The 21966-nt window shown below is 66.0% G+C and carries 21 protein-coding genes; 11 read left to right on the forward strand and 10 right to left on the reverse strand.

All coding sequences use genetic code 11. The features are described from left to right. Window positions 1-34 precede the first annotated feature (34 nt). The 3 genes from HYG81_RS27145 to HYG81_RS27155 all read left to right on the forward strand — a co-directional run bounded on the left by HYG81_RS27145 (window position 35) and on the right by HYG81_RS27155 (window position 4052). Window positions 35-1894, forward strand: a complete 1860-nt coding sequence (locus HYG81_RS27145) for a molybdopterin biosynthesis protein (RefSeq protein ID WP_180842767.1) — start codon at window positions 35-37, stop codon at window positions 1892-1894. 290 nt (window positions 1895-2184) lie between these two features. After that, window positions 2185-3726 (forward strand): glycosyltransferase family 39 protein, encoded by a 1542-nt coding sequence (locus HYG81_RS27150; protein WP_180842768.1) that lies wholly within the window; start codon window positions 2185-2187, stop codon window positions 3724-3726. Further along, window positions 3723-4052 (forward strand): hypothetical protein, encoded by a 330-nt coding sequence (locus tag HYG81_RS27155; protein WP_226777534.1) that lies wholly within the window; start codon window positions 3723-3725, stop codon window positions 4050-4052. The genes HYG81_RS27150 and HYG81_RS27155 overlap by 4 nt, the downstream gene beginning before the upstream one ends. On the opposite strand, the gene HYG81_RS27160 is transcribed toward HYG81_RS27155, so the two are convergent. Beyond that, window positions 4049-5401, reverse strand: a complete 1353-nt coding sequence (locus HYG81_RS27160) for a DolP-mannose mannosyltransferase (RefSeq protein ID WP_180842769.1) — start codon at window positions 5399-5401, stop codon at window positions 4049-4051. The two genes, HYG81_RS27155 and HYG81_RS27160, sit on opposite strands and share 4 nt — an antisense overlap. 1 nt (window position 5402) lies before the next feature. Next, on the reverse strand, window positions 5403-6494 hold the full coding sequence (locus HYG81_RS27165) for an NAD-dependent epimerase/dehydratase family protein (RefSeq protein WP_180842770.1): 1092 nt from the start codon (window positions 6492-6494) through the stop codon (window positions 5403-5405). Between the two features lie 571 nt (window positions 6495-7065). On the opposite strand from HYG81_RS27165, the gene HYG81_RS27170 reads away from it, so the two are divergent. Genes HYG81_RS27170 through HYG81_RS27180 form a run of 3 tightly spaced genes read left to right on the forward strand, consistent with a single transcriptional unit; the run spans window position 7066 to window position 9660 of the window. After that, a complete protein-coding gene (locus HYG81_RS27170; protein ID WP_180842771.1) occupies window positions 7066-7980 on the forward strand; it encodes a decaprenyl-phosphate phosphoribosyltransferase in 915 nt (304 codons plus the stop codon). Window positions 7981-8011: 31 nt separating this feature from the next. After that, the gene (locus tag HYG81_RS27175; protein WP_180842772.1) at window positions 8012-8698 is read left to right on the forward strand and encodes a PHP domain-containing protein; all 687 of its coding nucleotides are present in this window, start codon (window positions 8012-8014) and stop codon (window positions 8696-8698) included. Beyond that, complete coding sequence (locus HYG81_RS27180) at window positions 8695-9660, forward strand: lysylphosphatidylglycerol synthase transmembrane domain-containing protein (RefSeq protein ID WP_180842773.1); 966 nt, start codon at window positions 8695-8697, stop codon at window positions 9658-9660. The genes HYG81_RS27175 and HYG81_RS27180 overlap by 4 nt, the downstream gene beginning before the upstream one ends. A gap of 93 nt (window positions 9661-9753) precedes the next feature. Here HYG81_RS27180 and HYG81_RS27185 read toward each other — a convergent pair whose 3' ends face one another. Continuing rightward, complete coding sequence (locus HYG81_RS27185; protein ID WP_180842774.1) at window positions 9754-11058, reverse strand: aryl-sulfate sulfotransferase; 1305 nt, start codon at window positions 11056-11058, stop codon at window positions 9754-9756. Between the two features lie 418 nt (window positions 11059-11476). Here HYG81_RS27185 and HYG81_RS27190 point away from each other — a divergent pair, with 418 nt between their 5' ends. Both HYG81_RS27190 and HYG81_RS27195 read left to right on the forward strand, forming a co-directional pair. After that, window positions 11477-12457, forward strand: coding sequence for an ABC transporter substrate-binding protein (locus HYG81_RS27190; protein ID WP_180842775.1), 981 nt, complete (start codon window positions 11477-11479; stop codon window positions 12455-12457). Continuing rightward, the gene (locus HYG81_RS27195; RefSeq protein WP_180842776.1) at window positions 12454-12897 is read left to right on the forward strand and encodes a desampylase; all 444 of its coding nucleotides are present in this window, start codon (window positions 12454-12456) and stop codon (window positions 12895-12897) included. Before HYG81_RS27190 ends, HYG81_RS27195 begins: the two co-directional genes overlap by 4 nt. Before the next feature lie 14 nt (window positions 12898-12911). Here the strand turns inward: HYG81_RS27195 and HYG81_RS27200 are convergent, their stop codons facing one another. Together HYG81_RS27200 and HYG81_RS27205 are read right to left on the reverse strand one after the other, a co-directional pair. Next, on the reverse strand, window positions 12912-13358 hold the full coding sequence (locus HYG81_RS27200) for a hypothetical protein (RefSeq protein ID WP_180842777.1): 447 nt from the start codon (window positions 13356-13358) through the stop codon (window positions 12912-12914). Between the two features lie 300 nt (window positions 13359-13658). Then, on the reverse strand, window positions 13659-15143 hold the full coding sequence (locus HYG81_RS27205) for a sulfatase family protein (protein WP_180842778.1): 1485 nt from the start codon (window positions 15141-15143) through the stop codon (window positions 13659-13661). Between the two features lie 128 nt (window positions 15144-15271). On the opposite strand from HYG81_RS27205, the gene HYG81_RS27210 reads away from it, so the two are divergent. Then, entirely contained in the window at window positions 15272-15511 is a 240-nt protein-coding gene (locus tag HYG81_RS27210; RefSeq protein WP_226777535.1) for a hypothetical protein, read from the forward strand. A 1-nt stretch (window position 15512) separates the two neighbouring features. On the opposite strand, the gene hisS is transcribed toward HYG81_RS27210, so the two are convergent. Beyond that, window positions 15513-16811, reverse strand: coding sequence for a histidine--tRNA ligase (hisS, locus tag HYG81_RS27215; protein ID WP_180842779.1), 1299 nt, complete (start codon window positions 16809-16811; stop codon window positions 15513-15515). A gap of 181 nt (window positions 16812-16992) precedes the next feature. Here hisS and HYG81_RS27220 point away from each other — a divergent pair, with 181 nt between their 5' ends. Further along, a complete protein-coding gene (locus HYG81_RS27220; protein ID WP_180842780.1) occupies window positions 16993-18039 on the forward strand; it encodes a sensor histidine kinase in 1047 nt (348 codons plus the stop codon). Between the two features lie 24 nt (window positions 18040-18063). Here HYG81_RS27220 and HYG81_RS27225 read toward each other — a convergent pair whose 3' ends face one another. From HYG81_RS27225 to HYG81_RS27235, 3 genes are all read right to left on the reverse strand, one after another. Further along, a complete protein-coding gene (locus HYG81_RS27225; RefSeq protein ID WP_180842781.1) occupies window positions 18064-18654 on the reverse strand; it encodes a DUF7411 family protein in 591 nt (196 codons plus the stop codon). Continuing rightward, complete coding sequence (locus HYG81_RS27230) at window positions 18654-19001, reverse strand: DNA-binding protein (RefSeq protein ID WP_180842782.1); 348 nt, start codon at window positions 18999-19001, stop codon at window positions 18654-18656. Before HYG81_RS27230 ends, HYG81_RS27225 begins: the two co-directional genes overlap by 1 nt. Window positions 19002-19099: 98 nt before the next feature. Then, entirely contained in the window at window positions 19100-19555 is a 456-nt protein-coding gene (locus HYG81_RS27235; protein WP_180842783.1) for a 30S ribosomal protein S19e, read from the reverse strand. Between the two features lie 99 nt (window positions 19556-19654). Here HYG81_RS27235 and thiL point away from each other — a divergent pair, with 99 nt between their 5' ends. Then, window positions 19655-20554, forward strand: a complete 900-nt coding sequence (gene thiL, locus HYG81_RS27240; RefSeq protein ID WP_180842784.1) for a thiamine-phosphate kinase — start codon at window positions 19655-19657, stop codon at window positions 20552-20554. A 57-nt stretch (window positions 20555-20611) separates the two neighbouring features. Here thiL and HYG81_RS27245 read toward each other — a convergent pair whose 3' ends face one another. Further along, complete coding sequence (locus HYG81_RS27245) at window positions 20612-21769, reverse strand: site-2 protease family protein (RefSeq protein WP_180842785.1); 1158 nt, start codon at window positions 21767-21769, stop codon at window positions 20612-20614. Window positions 21770-21966 lie beyond the last annotated feature (197 nt).

A 21966-nucleotide genomic window follows, 5' to 3' on the forward strand; every position in this document is an offset into this window, starting at 1 on the left:
CGACGTTTTTACCCTCGGCACGCGAAGTGTCGCTATGAACCGCAAGGAGTTTCGCGATCTCGCCTCCCCCGACGAGGCCCGCGAGGCGATCGACTCGCTCTCGCTCGAGGGCGGCATCGAGCGCGTCCCGCTCGAGGACGCGCGGGGACGAGTGCTCGTGGCGCGACTCGACGCCGAACTCGACGTGCCGGGGTTCGACCGGGCGAGCCTTGACGGCTACGCGCTGCGAGCGCGGGACACGTTCGGCGCGGACGAGGCCGATCCCGCTCGACTCGAGGTGGTCGGCGAGGTCCACGCGGGTGCGAAACCGGAGGTGGCGCTCGAGTCGGGACAGGCGGCGGAGATTTCGACCGGCGCGGTGATGCCCGACGGAGCCGACGCAATGGTTCCAGTGGAGCGAACTGATACAGACGGCGACGAGGTGCTGGTCCGCACGTCGGTCGCACCCGGCGACAACGTCATGTTCGCGGGGGCGGACGTCGCCGCGGGCGAACGCGCGCTCGGTCCCGGGACCACGATCACGCCGCGCGATATCGGTCTCCTGTCCGCGCTGGGGATCGACGAGGTGCCGGTCCGGGCGAAGCCGCGCGTCGGCATCGTCTCGACGGGCGACGAACTCGTCCGGCCGGGCGAGGAACTGCACAGCGAGCGCGGGGAGATCTACGACGTCAACAGCTACACGATCGCCGCGGGGGTCGAAGACGCGGGCGGTGAGGCGGTCCTCTACCCCCACGCCGGCGACGAACAGGACGAGATGGAGGAGATCCTGCGGAGCGCGGCCGAGGAGTGCGACCTCGTGCTCTCGTCGGGATCGACCAGCGCGAGCGCGGTCGACGTCATCTACCGGGTCATCGAGGAGCAGGGCGAGTTGCTGCTCCACGGCGTGAGCATCAAGCCGGGGAAGCCGATGTTGATCGGGCGGCTAGATCATTCCGCCTACGTTGGACTGCCCGGCTATCCCGTCTCCGCGATGATGGTCTTCCGGACGTTCGTCGCGCCGGCGATCCGCGAGGCGGCCGGTATCCCGGAGCCCGAATCCGCGACGGTTTCCGGCCGGCTCGCCCGGCAAGAGCGGTACGAGGAGGGTCGTCATCGGCTCATGCCCGTCGGATTGGTTACCGACGGTGCAGGCGAGACGCTCGTCTACCCCGTCGACAAGGGCAGCGGCGCGACGACCAGCCTCACCCACGCCGACGGCGTCGTGGAAGTCGGTCCAGAAACCGACTACCTCGAGAAGGGCGAACCCGTCACGGTCACGTTGTTCTCGCCGGAGGTCCGGCCGCCGACGTTGTTCGGCGTCGGCGAGGGCGATCCGACGGTCGCTCGGCTGCTCGACGGGCTCGAGAACCCGCGCTATCTCTCGGTCGGCACCCGACCCGGCCTGCGGCGGCTCCGCGAAGGGGTCCCTGACGTAGCCGTGGCCGCGGGGCCGCTCGAGCGAGAGACGGAAACGGCCGAACTCGGCCAGTGGGACCGCGAGTGGGGACTGGTCGTCCGGGCCGGAAATCCCACCGAAATCGAGGGGCTCGAAGACCTGGTCGATCGCGACCTCCGGTTCGTCAATCGGACGACGGACTCCGGGTTGCGCTCGAGTCTGGACGCTGCAATCGCCAGCCTCGCCGAAAATGGGGGAGCGGATCGCCACGAAATCGTCGACTCGATCGACGGCTTCGATCTCGGATTGCGCGCCCACGAGAGCCCCGCTCGCAAGGTCATCGCAGGGGACGCCGACGCCGGCCTCGGTCTGCGCGAAACGGCCGACCGGCTCGACCTCGGGTTCGTCTCACTCGGCCAGCAACCAGTTCGCGTCCTCGCGAATCCCGATCGGACGGCGAAGGATGGGGTTCGGGAACTCGAGGCGGCGCTTTCGGACGTGTCGTCGTCAGACCAGTAGACGCAACACCGAGTGGGAGACCGTTTCGGTCGAACGCGGGCGTCCCTCCCGGTCGACACAGCGAGCAGTCCACTTTCGTAACCCCTCGCAAGCGCGTACTGCGAGAACGGGTGGCGGCCTGCGAACCGTCACATTCGCTGTGCGAAGCAACGAGTTTCGATGGGCGCGACGCTCCGATTCGCACGACTCGAGATTTCGCCACTCGAAGGCGGCGAAGGCGGACGGTAATCCGGCCGGCGGGTGTCGTTAGACGGCCAACATTCATACTCCGAATCGTTGCAATCGGGAGTATGTCGCCGCCCTCGACGACCGAGAGGGACGAGGGGAGAAACTGGGGTCAGTCCCTGGCGGGTGTTCCGATCGAACTGTATCCGATCGCTCTCCTCGCGGCCGCGCTTCGGCTCTTCCGGCTGGAGTCCGAGAGTTACTGGGTCGACGAAGTCGTCTCGGTGACCACCGTAACGTCCAACACGGCGTCCGAACTCCTGCTCAGCGTGCCGGGGAACGATCCTCACCCGCCGTTGTACTATCTCCTCCTCTCCGGCTGGACGGCGGTCTTCGGAACGACCGAACTGGCCACGCGACTGCTATCGGCCCTCGTCGGAATCGGCACGGTAGTCGTCCTCTACGGGGTCGGTCGGCGACTCTTCGACCGAGAGGTCGGGGCGATCGCAGCGGTGCTCGTCGCCGTCTCACCGTTTCACGTCTGGTACTCGCAGGAGGTACGGATGTACAACCTGCTCGCACTGCTGACCGCGTTCTCGTTCTACTGGTTCGTACGGATGCAGACGGAGGGACCGGCCGATGAGGCCGGTGTTCGGAACGATATCGGATACGTCGTTTCCGCGGTCCTCCTCGGCTATACGCACGTCTTCGGGCTGTTCGCGATACTCGCCCAGAACGCGTACGTCTTCTCTCGGTACTTCGTCCGGATCGTCCCCCGGTCGCGGCTGACCGTCCGCCGCTGGATCGCCCTCCAGGGGGTCACTACTCTCCTGCTCGTCCCCTGGTTGGTTCGGTTGGTCCGCCGGACGATGGCGGCGAGCGGCGGCGAAACGAGTAACGTCTCGTGGATTCCGCTGCCGACGGCCGAGACCGTCAGGGAGACGTTCGCCGCCTACCTCGGCGGCTACCTGTTCGGTGAGTCGTTCCCACTGCTCGTCACGCTCGTCGCCGTGAGCTGTCTGGTCCTCGCGCTCTCGAGCGACCGCGAGACGGCGTCGGAGACCGACCCCCAGGACGAACCGATAAACGCCGTGTACGTGGTCGTCCTCTGGTTCGCCGTGCCGATACTCGTCCCGATCGCCCTCTCGCACGTCGTCACGCCGATCTTCGTAGATCGGTACTCGATCGGGGCGTCGCTGGCGTTTTTCCTCTTGATCGCGAAAGGGGTGCGGACGTTCTCGCGCCCGTCGCTTCGGTACGTCGTCGTCGGGATGCTCCTCGTCGGTCTCCTGTTGCCGCTCCCGGCGTACTATCAGAACGACCAGAAAGAACAGTGGCGCGAGGCCGCCGCCGACGTCGAGTCGAACGTCGATGGCGACGACGTCGTCCTCGTGAGCAGGCCGTTCACGGAGCGGACGATCAGTTACTACTTGGATGCGGACGTCTCCACCGTTCGGATCGCGCCCGACGCGTCGACCGACGAAATACGGGGGTCCGTCGAGGGACGTGACGAGGTCTGGGTCGTACTCTCGTACTCCGATCCCTCGACCAACCGACGGATTCTACGGACGGTACAAAACCGCTCCGCGTACCGCGGCCCGGTGGAAGAGAAACGGTACAACGGAATCGCGGTGTTTCGATTCGAGCGGCTGTCGGGCAACGAGTGAAATCGCTGCCGGCGTCTTCTTCGTCGGCCGACAGCCGCTCGAGGGCCGCCGAAGCGGGTCGCGTTCGGTGCCGACCGACCGTTGCCGGCGGGCTCACACGCCACGCGATCGCCGCCATCGGCGTCGACGGGGAGAACAAGTCGAGGCAGTTCATGCCACCTGCACCTGAGCGTGAGTTCCGCTCCTCTCGCGCTCGTACTCGTTCTCGAGAGCCGCCGCTACGAACGAGCGAGCACGCACGGTCTGCGAAGGGCGAGTGTCACAACGAGGTGCTCGAGGAACGTTCCGGGAGCGATGTCGAGTCGCTGGCGACGCCGAACCGCTAGCCCCGATCGGTCCGATCCGGCCACCCGTCGCACGTCCGTCTGTCCAGTCGGTCGTCGGTCATCGCGACCCACCGCACCTCGTTCCAGCTCAATCGGTAGTGACAGGTCTCCGGTTTCAGCTGCTCCCAGTAGATCGTCTGCATCGACGGAACGTCTCCGTCGGCCGGCGTTATCGGCAACGGATCTGCCTCCGGCTCGGCCTCCTGGTGCATCGCGCGGAGCGTCGACTGCGGGGCCGGCGAGCCGAAGTGCCAGACCAGTCCCGAGAGAACGAGCACCGCGACGACGGCGACGACGGCCGTCCATCGACGTCGGGTGGCCCGATTCGCGTCGTCACCGCGGTGCTCCGCCGTCGCCGACCACCGCGTCGTCACGCGCTCGACGGTGACGGCCACGCCGAGTGCGACGAAGGCGAGCCACGGGAGCGCGTCCGTCGAGCCGTCCAGGTCAACGAACAGTACCTGAAGGGCGAGTAACACGCCGCCCGCCGTTATCCACCACCGCTCCCGACGGTCGCGGACGGCGGCGTGCGCCCAGCCGTAGAGCGCCACCGGGAGGAGTAGCGACCCGTAGCCGAATACGAGCAGTAGCGAGTAGACGCGCTCAGCCAGGGTGTACGACGATCCGGCGGACAACGTCGCGACCACCGTTTCGACGAACATGGGGACGAGCGCGCCCGCAGCCGCGAACACGAGGACGACGACGCCGGTCACGACGCCGCCGCCCGCGATGGTCCAGAGCGCGTCCCTTCGTCCGCTTCGCTGGTAGGCCATACCGACGACCAGCAGCGCGAAGACGCCTCCCGATTGCCACGAACCGGCGCTCAGTGCCGCCATGGCCCCGGCGAGGAAGGGGCGGTCGCGAAGGGCGAGTGCGAGCGCGAGGACGCCGAAAAACAGCGCGTAGAACTGGGCTCGCACCCCCTCCGGAGAGAGGAGAAAGAGTTCCGGGACGACGAGCATCGTCAGGCCGGCGGCGACCGCCGCCGCGTCTTCTCCGGTCACGAGGTACGCTACCCACCCGACGAGCAGGACGGTCGCAGCGGCGACGAGCGTCGTAAGCGCCGAGCTGAGACCGTGCAGGACGAGCATATCCCCACCGGAGAGGAGGGAGAGAACGGCCGTGATTCCGAACGGAACGGGCGGGTTCACGTCCCAGACATCGATATACGGAACGCCGCCGTTGAGGACGTACCAGCCCGTATGCTGGAAGAACGCGGGATCGGTCGCGATCGTCGGCCAGTCGACGAGCACGTATCTGACGAAGCCGGCGACGAACAGGGCGGCGACGAACGGCCCGAGGACGGCGAGCCACCCGGAGTGACTCGCGACGCGTGAACGCACGGACATTTCAGATCCGCTGCGAAATCTTCTTCGCAACGGCGAGGGCGCCCTGATCCCACGCGACGCGGTGGTCGAGGCCGGTCTCGTCGGCCGTCTCGTCGGCCTCGTAGTTCTCGAGGTACCACTCGTACGTCTCCACGAGCGCCTCCTGGTTGGAGTACTCGGGTTCCCAGCCGAGGTCTTTCAGTTTCTCGACGGAGACGTAGGAATCCTCGTGGGCCGTCTCGTAGACCCACGGATACAGCGGGGAGAGGTTCAGCGTATCCAGTACGCGGAGGACCGCGACCGTGAGGAAGGCGGGCGTCCCGATGGTTCGCTTGCCCGTCCCCGCGTAGTCGATGGGGGCCTGGAAGTCCGCTTTCATCGTGGCGAACTCGTCGGTGCCGACGTTGAACGTGTCGTTCACCGCCTCCTCGTCGCCGGTGAGCAGCAGTTCGATGGCGGTGACGAGGTCGTGGACGTGCAGCAACTGGTAGCGGTTGTTTCCCCAACCGACGAGCGGAACGTTCGCGCCGTCCTCGATCCAGTCGAACAGCACCTGAAACACGCCGAGGCGCTGCGGACCGATGAACGTTTTCGGCCGGAGGATGGGGACGCACAGTCCCATGCGGCGAAAGTCCTGACAGACCTTTTCGGCCTGGATCTTGGCCTCGCCGTAGGGTCCGACTCCGTCAAGAGCCGATTCCTCGGTGATCGGATGTGCGTCGTGGGTTCCGTAAACCGCAGTCGAGGAGATGTAACAGACCCGCTCGACGCCGTGTTCTTTCGCCGCCCAGAGCACGTTTCGCGTCCCGTCGATGGTCGTCTCGCGGATGCGGTCGGCGTCCCACAGCGGGAGTGCAGCCGCCGTGTGTACCACCGCGGTGGCGCCGCTCTCCTCGAGCGCATCGGCCACGGCCCCCTCGTTCCGGACGTCCCCTTCGACGAAGGCGATTCCGTCCGTGTCGTCTTCCTCCTCGAACGGCTTCAGGTCGAACGCGGTGACGTCCCACCCCTGGTCGCGGAAGTACTGGCACGTGTGAAGGCCGAGGAATCCGGTGCCACCCGTAACGAGAACCGAGCCACTCGAGTCGTCGCTGGCGCGCTCACTATCGCTCATCGTGATATCACGCGGGACGTCAATACCGCGCCTCAATAGTGTATCGGCGTTTACCGAGTCTTATGCTGACCTAAGGATTCTTACGTCTGTGGAACCGAGGGACGGGAGCGCGACAGGGCTGATGTCGAGCGTGCGGTGAGTGGTCAGTTTCCATCGTGAAACCGAAGCGTTCGCCCGCGAGCTGAGCAGTGGTTCACCCTGCAACGATCTGCCGGTTCACTTCCGCTCGCGACAACGATAGTAGTCACTGAAAATCACTGCACACCTGATCGCATGACGGCGATGCAATCAGCGTGTAAATCGTTTCAGTGACTACTATAGGCTGTTGCTCGGTCGAGCGACCCCCGTTCGTCGCGCACGCTAGCTGACATCGTATTTGAAGGAGGGGTATCGGACTCCGGTCTCTCGGTTTTCTCATCGAACGCTGCAACGGTGTGACTCATACTACTATCCCCGATTTAACCAAACGTCTCTCCGTCGCCCATCACCGTTTAAGACCGGCCTATCGCCGCAAATCAGTACAAGCAAGCCGGGCCTTTTTCTCGGCCTGTGTGGCAGGAGAGACAAACAGATGGCCCGCGCCTATGCTAACCAGAGCCGGTTCGTTGGAACCGTCTCGGGCTTGGTAAAGGAGATGCGCCCCTGGCAGTGGTACAAGCAGAGCATTCTGCTCTTGGGGATCGTCTTCTCCGAGAATTTGTTCGATCCGGTCGCCGTCACGAACGTCACCGTCGGGATCGTCGCCTTCTGTGCCATCACGGGCACGACGTACATCGGCAACGACATCCTCGATATCGAGGAGGACCGCAACCACCCGCGGAAGAAACACCGTCCCATCGCCAGCGGTCAGGTCTCGATCCCCGTCGCAGTATCGTTCGCGTTCCTACTCTTCGTCGTCGGACTCTCCCTCTCCTGGTACCTCGGCCCGCTGTTCCTCCTCGTCGTTTGCACGTATCTCGCCCAGAACGCGCTTTACTCCTCGTTTCTGAAGGATATTGTCATCGTCGACGTGATGGTCATCGCCGTCGGGTTCGTCCTGCGGGCCATCGCGGGCGTCGTCGCCATCGACGTCTACCTGAGTCCCTGGCTCGTCGTCTGTACGTTTCTCGGGGCGCTAATGCTCGCGCTCGGCAAACGCCGCCACGAGATGGTCGTCAACGATGATCCGGCCGCGGCGCGCGCGACCCTCGCCGAGTACACCGAGGAGACGCTCGACCAGTTGCTCGTCGTCGTCCTCGCGGCGCTGGTCGTCTCCTACTCGCTCTACACGTTCTACCGCGGCGGGATGTGGATGATGGCCACGCTCCCGTTCGCCGTCTTCGCGGCCTTCCGTTACCACTTCCTCGCCCACACGCAGGATCTGGGCGGCGACCCGAAGTTCCTCTTCGGTGACCGCCCGTTTCTCGTCAATCTCGTCGTCTGGGGGCTTCTCGTTATCGCAGTCCTTTACGAGGTTCCACCCCGACTCATCGAGATGATCACGTGACCATCTCACTCCACTTCGCACCGAGACCACCATGACACGACGATACGATCTTCAGGTACACACGAACGCTTCGCCCTGCTCGAGCACTCCTCCCGAGCGCGTGGCCGAAGCAGCGGTCGACGCCGGACTCGACGGCATCGCCGTCACCGACCACGACACGCTCGCCAACGTCGACGCCGTTCGGGACGCCGCGCCGGACGACCTCGAAGTGATCCCCGCGGTCGAAGTGACGACGACCGAGGGTCACCTCCTGGCGCTCGACGTCGCGGAGGCACCGCCGCAGACTGATCCGCTGGCGGTGGTCGACCACGTCCACGAGCAGGGCGGCGTCGCCGTCCTCTCGCATCCGTTCGACACGTTGCGGCAGTATTACGAGACCGACCTCGGAGCACTCGCGGACGCCGTTGACGGGGTCGAAACGGTGAATTCGCGCTGCGTCCGCCGTCGGTTCAACGAGCGCGCAGCGGCGTACGCGGCCGCCCGCGACCTGCCGGCGACCGGCGGAAGCGACGCTCACTTCCCGATGGAAATCGGCCGCGCGTACACCAGCGTCGAAGACGACGGCTCGCTCGTAGACGCCGTCCGCGACGGGCGCGTTCGAGCGAGCGGTCGCGGACGGTACCTCTCGGGACACGTCGCGACGAAACTCCACCAGCTCCGCACCGCCTCCGGTCGCGCCGTCGGGACGCTCACGTCGGGGGGATTCCTGCGGCGATGAGCGACTACGGTGAGACCGTCGTCGACTACGGCCGGGCGGTCGTCCGCGACCACGGCATCTGGCTGACGGCACTCCTCTCGGTCGTCGTCTTCCTCGGCCTCGCCGCCTACGCGAACGTCGGCGACGTGACGAGCGCCCTCGCCACCCTGAACTGGGGGACGTTCGCGGCCGTTATCGGCCTGACGACCGTCGGGTACGGCTTCCGGTTCGCCAAGTGGCACTACTACCTCCGGCGGCTCGAGGTGGAGATCCCGCTCGAGGCGAGCGCCGTCACCTTCTTCAGCGGCCTGATGATGGTCGTCACGCCGGGGAAGGCCGGCGAGGTCTGGAAGGCGTGGTTCCTCCGAGAGGAGCGCGGCGTCCCCGTGAGCAAGACCACCTCTGTCGTCGGCGCCGAGCGCGTCACGGACCTCATCGCGCTGAGTGCGATGGCCGCGCTCGGACTGCTGGTCTACAGCCGCTCGTCGCTCCCCGTCGTCATCGTCCTCGGCGCCATCGCGGCCGGTATCGGCCTGCTCCAGTGGCGACGGGCCAGCCTGACGATCCTCGGTCGTCTCGAGTCGGTCCCAGTCGTCGGCGACTACGCGACCGAACTGGAGCGGTTCTACGAGAGCGCCTACCAGCTGTTTCAGTTTCGCCCGCTGGTCGTCTCGACGCTGTGCAGCCTCGCGGCGTGGGGTCTGGAGGGCGTCGCCCTCTGGCTGGTCCTCGAGGGGTTCGGCCTCGAGACCAGCGTCGTGATCGGCCTGTTCGTCTTCGGCCTCGGATCGGTCGTCGGCGCGGTGTCGATGCTCCCGGGGGGCCTCGCGGCGGCGGAGGCGTCCATGGTCGGCGTGCTGCTCACGTTCGGCTACCCCGAAGCCGTCGCGGCCGCCGCCACGATCGTCATCCGCGTGGGGACGCTGTGGTACGCCGCGGCGCTCGGGACGGCGGTGTTTCTCACGTACAAGGCAACCCGGTGAGCGGTCCGTATCCAGCGACCGGCGACACCGAGACACTCGAGAGACGTTGACCGGGACCGACGGGGCCGCAACGGCCGGCGAGGCCGGACCCGATCACTGACGGGCTCTGATCCGCCGCCAGCCGAAGACGACCCCCTCCGCACAGAGCCAGAGCGCCCCGAGGGCGATGCCGGCGACGTGCAGCACCTGCGGGAGGTGCATCCACGTCGGGAGGACGTACTGGGCCATGGCCGCCCCCTTCCGAATCGCCGACTCGACGGGGCCGGGCTCGTCGTCGACCGCGGTCAGTTCGGTCCCCGGTGGAACGTCGGACCGCTCGTCGACGCCGATCCGGTCGGCCTCGTACGCCAGCGGTATCACCTCGCCGGCGCGATCGTCGAACTGCCAGACGATCTCGCCGGCGGGGTCGACCTCGAGCACGCGGTTGTTCCGGGAGTCGGTGATGAGCGTGTTGCCGTTGGGTAGCCGGTCGGCGTCCCGAGGCCACTGGAGGGGCTCGCTCGCGGGGCCGGTGTAGCGCCAGACGCGCGCTTCAGACTCGACGTCGAGTTCGACGATGCGCCCGTTCTCGCTGTCGGCGACGACCATCGTCCCCTGGTCTTCGATGCGGTGCGGATTGTGCTGTTTGTCCAGTACGTCGTGGTTCCCGGGCTCGCCGATGACGTCGACGACCTCGTCGGTCTCCGGATCGACCTCGATGATCGCGTCGAAGTTGCGGATGCTCATCTGGAAGTTGCCGTTCTCCAGTCGGTCGATGTCGTTCGCGTGCGTCCAGTCGTCGTGTTCCCCTTCCTTCTCGGGACCGCCGTACTCCTCGTAGAACGGCGTGCCCGGCGTCAAGTGGTCCTCGGCGTGCCACTCCCAGGTGATCTCGCCGTCACGGTCGACGGTGAACGCGCGATCATTCCCCATGTCGACGATCGCCGTCTCGCCGTTCTCGAGGCGCTCGAAGTCGTGGACTTCGTGGTCGGCGATGAACTCGTCGTACCAGTCGTACTCCCAGACGACCTCGTTCGAGTCCGTATCGATTTCGACGACGCGATTGTGGACGCACTGGTGGTCTGTCTCCTCGTACTCGAGGTACTCCTCGGGGCAGTCTTCGGCGGGCGTCCTGACGGCGACGGCCGCCAGCACCGTTCCCTCGTCGAGTTGTTCGACGCCGAACACGCGCGAGTCCGGCACCGACCACTCCCAGACGACCTCGCCGTCGGGCGCCAGTTCGACGACCCGCCCGTCGTCGTTGTACGAATGGACGCCGACGAGCGTGTTCCCGGGGTACCTGCCGTCGTCGGTTACGACTCTCGGCTCGCGATCGATAACGACCGCTTGGACGCCGAGTGACGCGAGCAGGAGGACGATGACAGCGGCGGCGACGGCGACGCGGGTTCGCTGGTTCATGTGGGCACTAACAGGGGAGGCCGATTCGAGGAACGAGCCTGTCGCAGAGCCGGGTCAATCATACGGAGTACGGACCTGTCCAGGGAGGGCTACACCACGGAATTAGATGAAACTAGGGCTCGTGAGCGGACAGCGACGATGTGGCGGTGAACTGTCTCGGGATGAAGTGGTTCGAGACGCCGCTGGCGTCTCGTCACTAAGCGGGAGCTTCGTTCCCGCGAGATCGTCGGCGCTTCGCGCCGACCGCTGACGGTTCTTTCGGAAGCGCCCTGTCCGCGAATCCGAAAAATTCGCTCGATCCCGAGAACCTCAGGTTCTCGGACAACTCGATGCATTCGGCCTGCGACATCTGTAGAGCCGACTTCCCGTTCCCTCATCGAGGCCTCCGTTTTTGGTCGCCCGCACCCTACGAGCAGCCATGCGAATCGTCACGACGCTCCCCTCGGCGACCGAGATGGTGGCCGCGCTCGGCTGCGAGCCAGTCGGCGTCTCCCACGAGTGCGATTACCCACCGGACGCCGCGGCCGCGCCCGCCGTCACCCGCTCGCGGATCGATACCGCGGGCTCGAGCGGCGAGATCGATCAGCAGGTGCTCGAGACCGCCGATACCGAGGGTGGCGTCTACGACGTCGAGGTCGAGACGCTCGACGACCTCGAACCGGACGTGATCGTCACGCAGGGGATGTGCGACGTCTGTGCGGTCGACGCGGCGGTCGTCGAGGATGCAGTGGACCGAATCGACGCCGACCCCGAGATCGTCCCGACCGATCCCCACAGCGTCGGCGACGTGCTGGACGACCTCGAGCGAATCGGCCGCGCGGTCGATCGCGAGGAGCGTGCTCGCGACGTTCGGCGGGATCTCGAGTCGCGGATAGAGACGGTTCGGAATCGAACCGCCGGTATCGCGGCCGAAGACCGTCCGCGCGTGGCGATCTTCGACTGGACGGATCCCGCGATGATCGCGGGCCACTGGACAGCCGAACTCGTCGAGTGGGCCGGCGGCGAGTACGGGCTGGCCGACGTCGGCGAGCGCTCGAGTCCGCGCGAGTGGACGGACATCCGCGCGTACGATCCCGAAGTCGTGATCGTCGCACCCTGTGGCTTCGACCTCGAGCAAATCGCCCGGAACAGAACCGATCTCACCGAACGCGAGGGGTGGGGAGAGCTGACGGCGGTCCGGGAGGGGCGCGTCTGGGCGATGGACGGCGACCACTATCTCAATCGGCCCGGACCGCGGCTGGTGGACACGCTCGAGGCGCTCGCACCGATCGTCCAGCCGGAGCTGTTCGACGGACCGACTGCGGACATCGCGGTTCCGTTCGCGGAACTCGAGGGGCTCGAGACGGGGACCGGAACAACTGATTCCGAGTCGAGAGCCGAAATCGACTCGAGCCCGTGATCGTCCTCCCGACCGCCGTCCGCGAGGCGATTCTCGAGCGCGCCCGTGAGGGGAAACCCGGGGAGATCTGTGGCGTCCTCGGGGGCACGTACGAGCCCGCCGGACAGAGTCGCGTTCGGTCGCAGTATCCGGCCGAAAACGTCGCCGATACGCCTCGGACGCGGTACGAGATCGATCCCGAGGAACAGCTGGCGATCTTCGATCGACTCGAGGACCGCGGCGAGGAAATAGTCGGCTTCTACCACTCCCATCCCCGCGGCCCGCCGCGACCGAGCGCGACCGACGCCGCGCAGGCGACGTGGCCCGATCGGTCCTATCTGATCGTCTCGCTCGAGCCGTGCGAGATCGGCTCGTGGCGCTGGCGGACCGGCGAGAGCGAGACGGCGGAAAGCGAGACAGCTACCGAGAGATTCGAACGGGAACAAGTAGTCGTCGGCTGATCGTCGAGCGGTTCTCAGTCGTCCGCGTCGTTCTCGAGTTCGTCGGCCCGTTTGCGCGCCTCCGCCGCCTGCTGCCGAAATTCCTCGATTCGCTGGCTCAGTTTCTTTCCGGCGGTGTATTTGAACTCGTCGGGCATCATCCCGTACTCGATATCGAGGGTGATCATCGTGTCACAGCCCTCGACGATTTCCGGTGCCCAACTTCCCTGTGCCAGCTTCGACTCGTCGGCGACCACCGCCTCGCCGTCCTCGACGTCGATGAACGCGCTCACGATGTTCCAGATGTTCGGATCGCTCGAGCTCACCTCGTCGAACAACCCCTCGAGTCGCGAGTCCTTGAGCTCCTCGTCGCGCAGTTCCGCGAGCAGGTCCTCGAGCGCGTCGGCGATTTCCTCGTATTCGGCGGCTTCCTCGCGGAGTTCGGCCGGTGACTCGCTCGAGTCGTCTCGCGTTCCCGTCATCGGATACCCCCCGTCTCGTCGCTGTCGGCGATCATATCGGAAGGTATCGGCTTCGGAACCGTAAACGTACGCTTCCGTTCCGTGATGAGCTGCGGAAACGGGTGGTCGGAGTTTGGTTGCTGTTTCTCCTGTCGAGACGAGCGTCCTGCTCGCGCGACAACACGGGATTTCCACACCCTCCCCAACCGATTCGTTCGCGCCTCGCGGCGCTCACTCATCCCTCGCGCAGTGTTATCTCGCGATTCACTTCGTTCATCGCTCGACAGCGCGCGCCACCGCATAGTCGTCATCGAGTGCGGTCTAGGACGCGTTCTCGAGCACGTCCGTCACCCAGACGCGGTTCGGGTCCGCCGTCTCCTCCATCCAGTCGGCCAGTCGATCCCGCATCTCTCGTCGCGCGTCCTCGTATTCGGGGTGGTCGATCAGGTTTCGGAGCTCCGCTGGGTCCGCCTCGAGATCGTACAGTTCGTCGATATCGGGGCCGTTGTAGACGTACTTGTAGCGCTCCGTGCGGACCATTCGCTGGCTGTAGAGTCCGAACTCGTCGCCGTGGTACTGGGCAAACGTCGAGACCCGCCAGTCGTGGCCCTCGGGGAGATCGCTCCCGTTCTCGAGCAGCGGAACCAGACTCCGCGAGTCGAAGCTGTCGGGAACCTGCACGTCCGCGATATCGAGGAAGGTCGCCGCGAGATCGTGCAGATGGACCGGGACCTCGCAACTCGAGCCGTCGTCGGCCACGCCCGGCCAGCGGATCTGCAGCGGGATGCGATAGGTGTCGTCGTACATCAGCGGCCCCTTGTTGAACTGGCGGTGGCTCCCGGCGAAATCGCCGTGGTCCGAGGCGTGGACCACGACCGTGTCGTCGGCCAGTCCCCGACTCTCGAGCGTCTCGAGGATCCGCTCGAACTGGTGGTCGATCAGCGTGATGAAGCCCCAGTACTTCGCGATGGCTTCGGCCCAGATGTCCCAATCGAAACCGGTCACGCCGCGGTAGGCGAGGTAGTTCTCGTGGACCTGCGGCTTCCCGTCGTACGTTTCGGCGTAGCTCTCGGGCGGCTCGATCTCGTCGGGATCGTACAGTGAGGCGTAGGGCTCCGGAACGACGTAGGGGTGGTGCGGGCCGTAGAAGTCCGCCCGGTGGAAGAACGGGCCGTCTCGATCGCCGTCCGCATGCGATTCGATCGCGTCGATCGTCCGCTCGGCGAGGAAATAGGCTCGCGTGTCCTCGACGTCGACGGACGTTTTTGCGGCGACGAACGTCCCTTCGGAGCTCTCTCTCGGCTCCTCGCCGGTGTAGATCTCCTCCTCGAGATCGGCCTCGCCGACCGGGACGCCTTGCTCCTCGCGGTACTCGCGGAACGCCTCGTCGATGTCGTCGTGATGTTCGTCGCTGCCCCCGAGATACGAGAAGCCGAAATCGGCGGGCGTCTGGTCGCGGCCAGCGTGCCACTTCCCGGTATAAGTGAGATCGTAGCCGGCCGCGACGAGTTCCTCCGAGAACGTCGGCAGGTCCGCGGGCAGGTTCGCCCGGATCGCGTCCGGCTCGTGGCAGTTGTTCAGCATTCCGTGACCGTGGGGAAACTGACCGGTCAGGAGCGACGCGCGAGCACTCGAGCAGATGCTGATCGGCGTAAACGCCTGCTCGAAGCGGATCCCTTCGCTCGAGAGCCGATCGATCGCCGGCGTGTCGACCGGGGGGCCCTCGGGTGCGCTGGCGTCGTATCGCTCCTGGTCGGTGAGCACGAACAGGACGTTCGGGCGGGTGTCGGCGTCAGCGTCAGCCATCGGGCGAGGTACGTCGCCGCCGCAGTTAACGATGGGACCTGCAGCCGTGATCTCGCTCGACCGCGGGTACGTACGATACCCCGATGTGAACCCCATAGTTCATTAGCGACCCGTTCGACGGACCACGCGTGCAGGGGGCGTACTGTGGTGAGTGTGAGTGGCAGCACCGAGTCGACGGGGACGATCCGAACGAGCTTAGCCGCGCGATGATCGAGCACTTCGTCGAGACGGGGCACTCGGTCGAGCGATGCGACGCTGAGAAGCGCCTCGAGAATCGCGCCGACGCTGACGGTCAGCCGTCAGAGAAACAGTCGGAACAGCCGCCAGCGTCGGTGTCGGAACGGGATTCGAACCCGCGGCCCGAGTGACTCAGTCGAGGTCCTCGAACGTCGGTCGCTCGAGGTCGCCGGGGAACTCCTCGACCGGAACCTGCGTCTGATCGCCCGACGCCATGTCCTTGATCGTCACCTCGTCGTTCGCGAGGTCCTGTTCGCCGACGATGACGACGGTTTCGGCATTGATCGAGTCGGCGTAATCGAGCTGTGCCCCGAAGGAGCGCCCGGCGACGTCGGTCTCGACGACGTGACCGCGATCGCGCAGCTCGCGGGAGATTCGCGCCGCCTCCGAGCGAGTATCGCCGACCTGCAGGACGTAGTAGTCCGTCGTGACTTCCTCCTCGGGCCAGACGCCCGCGCGCTGTAACAGGAGCGGCAGCGTCGCGTGACCGGGCGCGACGCCGACCGCAGGCGTCGGCTGGCCACCGAAGCCCTCGATGAGGTCGTCGTAGCGGCCGCCGCCGAAGATCGACCGGGAGACCTCGCCGGCGGAGTCGAAACACTCGAAGACGACGCCGGTGTAGTAGTCCAGTCCGCGGGCCGTCTCGAGCGAGACGGTGCAGTACTCGCGCGCGCCGAAGTCCTCGGCGGCCGCGAGCACGTTCTGCAGGTTCTCGACGGCAGCCGTCACGCGCTCGGTGTCGGCGAACGCTTCGACCGCCTCGAGGTCGCCGTCGGCGATGAGGTCGTCGAATTCGGCGGCCTGGTCCGCCGAGAGGCCGGCGTCGATCAGGAGGTCGTGGTACTCGACCTCTGAAATCTTACCGGACTTATCGACCGCGCGGATCGCCGCCTCGGTGTCGACGTCGGCGCCGTAGCTCTCGAGGACGCCGCCGAGGATGTCCCGGTGAGAGATCCGAAACTCGAAGTGGTCGCCGGTGAGTCCCAGCCCGGTGAGGGCGTCGGCGGCCCACGCGAGGATCTCGGCGTCGGCTTCGGGTGCGGACGAGCCAAAGATGTCGACGTTGGTCTGATAGAACTCCCGCTGGCGACCCTGCTGGACCTGTTCGTAGCGCCAGAACGGCCGCGTGGAGACCCACTTGATCGGCTTCGACAGCTCCTGTTGCTTGGCGACGACCATCCGGGCGACGGTCGGTGTCAGTTCGGGCGTCATCGCGACGTGGCGACCGCCCTGATCCTCGAAGGAGTAGAGTTCGTCGACGATCTCGTCGCCGCTCTTGTCGGTCCAGAGTTCGGCGCGCTCGAGCGCCGGCGTTCCGATCTCGCGGAAGCCGTACTCGCGGGCGGTCTCCTCCAGTACATCGATAGTCGCCCGCCTGGCGAACATCTCGCCGGGGTAGAAGTCACGAAAGCCCTTGATCCGGTCGTACATGCGAATTCGTTCGGGGACGGCGAACTTCTATCCTTTCGTTCCGCCGTGGCCGCCGCGACCGTCGGCAGTCCCGGCGAGCGGGCGACAGACGTTTTGGTTTAATGCTAATTTCTGTTAGTTCTACCATCACCACCCTGAGACCGTCCCGTACATTGATAGCGACCTGCGTCAAGGGGTCACTGTGCAACGCGTGGCCGACGACGATTGGATCGCGGAGATCGGCGAGCGACTGCCGATTTCCCCGCTCTCGGCGCTGGGACTGTTCCTCGCGGCGATTATCGGCATTCGCATCCCTCTCGAGCAGGTGGCGACCAGAGCGCTCCTCGAGAGCGTCTTCCCACTGCTCGCAGCGACCGCCGTCGTCTTCGCCGACCGCTGGCTGGTATCGAAGGATGTCTCGGCTCGAGACCGGCTCACCGTCTTCGGCTACGGACTCGGCGGCTTCCTCGCTGCCGTCCTCGTGACGGCGCTGCATCTCTACGTGCTATACCTCGAGGGGACCGGCGCGCAAGCGCCGCTGTACTTGCTCCTGATGGGCGGGACGGTCGGTGTCGGCGCGGGCACTGTCGCCGGCGTCTACGAGATCCAACAGCGGACCGCCGTTCGCGAGGCCGAACGACAGAGCGCGCGCCTGGAGGAGTTCGCGAGCGTCGTCAGTCACGATCTCCGGAACCCGCTCAGCGTCGCTCAGGGCCGGCTCCACGCGGCGTTTACGACCGGCGATCCGGAACACTTGCAGGAGGTCGACGCGGCGCTCTCCCGGATGGACGAGCTGATCGAGGAGACGCTGTCGGTGGCCCGCAGCGGCACCCAGGTCGAAGACCCCTACGACGTCCCGCTAGTCGAACTCGCGAGCGACGCGTGGACGGCCGTCGAGACGAACGAAGCCACCTACGAGACGGTCGGCGATCGAACGCTGCAGGTCGATCCCCTTCGGGCGAAACAGCTCTTCGAGAACCTCTATCGGAACGCGATCGAACACGGCCGCGAGGACGTCCACATCCGCGTCGGCCCCTGTGACGGCGGCTTCTTCATCGCCGATGACGGTCCCGGTATCCCTGAAAACAAGCGAGCGGAAGTGCTCGAACAGGGGTACTCGACATCCGCGGAGGGGTCGGGGCTCGGCCTCGCGATCGTCCGCGCGATCGCCGACGCCCACGGCTGGCAGGTCGCGATCACCGACAGCGAGGCCGGCGGGGCCCGGTTCGAGTTCACTCGCGGCGGCTGAGAACAGAGAATCGACCGGTCGAGCTCACCGCACCTTGGTCACGTACGTCTGATCGTGATCGGGGAAACACTCCGCGATCGCCGCTGGACCGTCTTCCTCCGCAATGAGCGCGCGGAGCTCCGCCTCGTAATCGGCCCTGTCGATCTCCTCGCTCGGCCCGACGGTCACGTCCAGGCGCGCCTCGACGAGTCGATCGACGGCCGACCGGCCGAAGCCCGACAGCGGCGCGATGTAATCGACGTCGTGTCGGTCCTCGAGGCTCTGGGCCTGCGCACGCGAGACCGTCGGGACGCGGTCATCGCGTCGGGTCCCGTCGGCGATCGCATCGAATTCGTGAGCAGCCAACTGCTCCAGGGCGTGCTGGTGGACCAGCTGGATGCCGTTTCGCGGGAAGCCATCCTCGCGGATCCGATCGGCGGCCTCGCGGGCGACGTCCGGATCGCACTCGAGACGTTCGAAGGCGAACCCGGCCGTATCGGCCGTCTCGCGGGCGTGTTTCCAGTCGTCACTGATTCCGAAGTGCGCCGTCAGCAGCGTCACGTCGTAGAACCCCTCGAGCAAGAGCGCCGCGAGCGTCGAGTCCTTGCCGCCGCTGTAGAGCAGTCCGAGCTCCATTACCGGCGCTGGATGTCGAAGCTCTGCGAGTCCGGCTTGAGCTCCTTGAGGAGCTGTTTCATCTTGTCATCGTCGATCTTCCCCTGGAGGCGGCCGCTCCGGGAGAGACTGACGACCTGCTGTTCGACCTGCTCGCCGAACTGGGGCTTGCTCATCTTGACCGTGTTGAGCCGCTTGCGAGCCTCGTCGGTCAGGTGCTGGCGCAGTACGGCTTTCTTCTGGGCGTCGGCCTGTTGCTTGGCCGCCTCCTGATTGCCCTCGCCCTGGGAATCGGCGCGGTCCTGTAGCTGCTCCATTTTCTTCTGTCGGAGCTCCTCGAGTTTTTCCTCGTCCGGTGAGCCACTCATAGTTGTCTCGTACTTCTCCGGCACGCCGGAAAATGATTACGGACGACGGTAGCGATGGCTCTGGGCGGGAAAACCGACGCGAAAACGAGGTCCTGAAATTACGCGTAGCGCTCGAGTTCCGGACGGTCGAGGTCCTCGAGAACCTGGCCGGCGGTGTCGTCGAGCAGGCTCTGTCCCGCGGCGGTGATTCGGCGACCTTCACCCTCGGCGGTCTCGACGAGGTCCTCCTCCTCGAGTTGCTGGAGGATCGTTCGAATGAGGTTCTTCGAGCCGTCGGTGCGCTTGTCGGGTGCGACCTGATAGCGGTTCGAGCCGTTCTTCGCGCCGCCGTATTCCGTCGAGAGTCGTTCGACGCCGACGGGACCGCGGTCGGCGACCTTGCGCAGGAGACTCGCGGCGCGGGTCGCCCAGAAGTCGTCCTGTTCGGGTGGAAGGTCTCGGTCGACACCGCTCTTGGCGAACTTGCCCCAGTCGGGTTCCTCGAGTCGTTCCGCGAGATCGTCGGCGAGCGCCTCGATGAGGTCGTCCGCCGGAACGTCGTACATCGTAGCCATTGGCGTGTGATTCCCGGCGGCGGCATTTAAGGCCATCGTATCCGAGCAGTCCCGCGTCGGCCCGGACTGCTTTTCGCCCTCGAGTCGAAACGGGGGGGTATGGACGAACGCGCCGCCCTGGGTCTCCTGTCGGACGAACTCGACGCGGCCGGCGACGATGCGGCAGTCGTCGACGGGCTGGTCGTGACGACGGACATGCTCCACGAGCGGACGGACTTTCCGCGCGGAACGACCCGCTACACGGCCGGCTGGCGCGCCGTCGGCGCGTCCCTCTCTGACGTAGCGGCGATGGGTGCCGACGCCACGGCCGCCGTCGCCGCCTACGCCGCCCCCGAATTCGACCGCGACGAACTGCTCGACTTCGTTCGCGGCGCGAGCGACGTCTGCGAGCGCGTCGGCACCGAGTACGTCGGAGGCGATCTGGACGGCCACGACGAGTTCACCGTCGCGACGACCGCGATCGGTCGAACCGACGAGCCCGTTCTCCGAAGCGGCGCTCGGCCCGGCGACGCCGTCTGCGTGACCGGTACGCTGGGACGGAGCGCGGCCGGGCTCGAGTACTTCGAGCGCGCGGCCGACGGCGGTCACGCCGACCTGCGCGAGCGCGCGAACGACCTCTTTCAGTTCGAGCCACGGATCGCGGCCGGCCGGGCGCTGGCCCCCCACGCGAGCGCGATGATGGACTCGAGCGACGGGCTGGCCCGTTCGCTCCACCAGCTCGCCGAGGCCAGCGACTGCGGGTTCGCGATCGAGTCCGATCGGCTCCCGATCGACGACAGCGTCCGCGACGTGACGGACGGCGACGACGAGGCGCTCGAGCTCGCGACGACGTTCGGCGAGGACTTCGAACTCGTCGCGACGCTCCCCAAGGCGATGATTCCGGCGGTGAGGGAGTCGATCAACGTTTCGGTGTCGGTGATCGGCACGGTGCTCGAGGCCGACGGCGGAATTACAATGGACGGCGAGCCGCTCGCGGACCGCGGCTACACGCACGGCTGAGCGAGAGTGAGGTCGGTCAGGAGAGGCCAGAATAATTTGGACTGGGCGACTGCCCAGTTAGCCGACGATCTCGACCGGGACCGGCATGAAACAGAGCGCTCCGAGTCCGAACGTGACGACGCCGAGGAGGAACCTGCCGCGGCCGAGCGGCTCGTCGCGGATCGGTGTGGCCGGCCCACGCGAGGCGAGCAGCGCCGTTAACAGCCCCCAGATGATCCAGACGAAGACCGTGTTCAGGTTGTGGCCGTCGACGTAGTAGAGGTACGCAGCGAGTGCGAACAGCACGCCCGGGACCAGCGCCGCGATCGTCTCCTGTAACTCGCCGACCATCGCCCGGAGGATGTGGCCACCGTCGAGCTGGCCGACCGGAATCAGGTTGAGAAAGGTGACGAGCATCCCGACCCACGCGCCGATGACGACCGGGTTCACCCCAGTCGTCGGGTCGTTCCGGTACAGCGGCTGGTCGAACCCCGCCGCAAGCAACTCGAGCAGCGGCGGATACCCCAGTTCGATCCGAATCGCGTCGGGGTTTTGGAGTAACGCGGGGTCGACTGAAACCGGCGGCAGGTGAAGACCGATCACGGTCGCGACGACTGTCGCGACCAGCCCGGCCAGCGGGCCGGCAGCGCCGATATCGAACAGCGCCTTTCGGTCCGGCATCCGACCTTTCAGGGTGATGACCGCTCCCATCGTCCCAATGAGCGTTGGCACCGGAATAAAGTAGGGTAACGAGGCGTCGACCTGATGGTACCGGCTCATCACGTAGTGACCCATTTCGTGGACGCTAAGAACCCCCAGAATGGCCACCGTGAACGGCCATGCCTGCCAGATCACGGCCGGATCGGAGATCGGATCGAGCTGATACCAGAACGAGCCCGCGAACAGCGTCGACCCGATCGTCAGCAGGAACAGCACGATGTTCGTCCAGGGGATCCCGTCGATCCCGACGCTGGTGGGCTCGGCGACGAGGACGTACTCGCCGTGACGCGTCTCGAGATCGACGTCGTACCCGCGTTCGTGAAAGACAGGCCAGAGTTCCCGAAGCACCCGCTCCGGGTGGGTCAACGGATCACCGTAGTACACTAGCTGTCCGTCTTTGCGGCTCGCCTCGTATACCGAAAACACCGACTCGATCCGGTCGATCGGCGGCCCATCCTCGAGCGAGCGACCGCCCCGTCTCGCTGTCCCGAATCCGGACCGGTCGACATCGTCCATCACACGTGATTCACTATGGCCGGGTATAAATCGACTGCCGTCGGCAGGGCCGTCCGTTTCTTCCGGTCGCAGACGGTGGTCGTCGTGACGGTGTGCTCTCGAGAGACTGTTGTACAGAAACAACGTGGACCCGCTCGTAGCGCGTCGGAGATAGAAACGATCGTGTGAGTAACGCGCCAGCAGGCATCGAAGCGTCA

Source organism: Natrinema zhouii, from assembly GCF_013456555.2.
Lineage (GTDB): Archaea > Halobacteriota > Halobacteria > Halobacteriales > Natrialbaceae > Natrinema > Natrinema zhouii.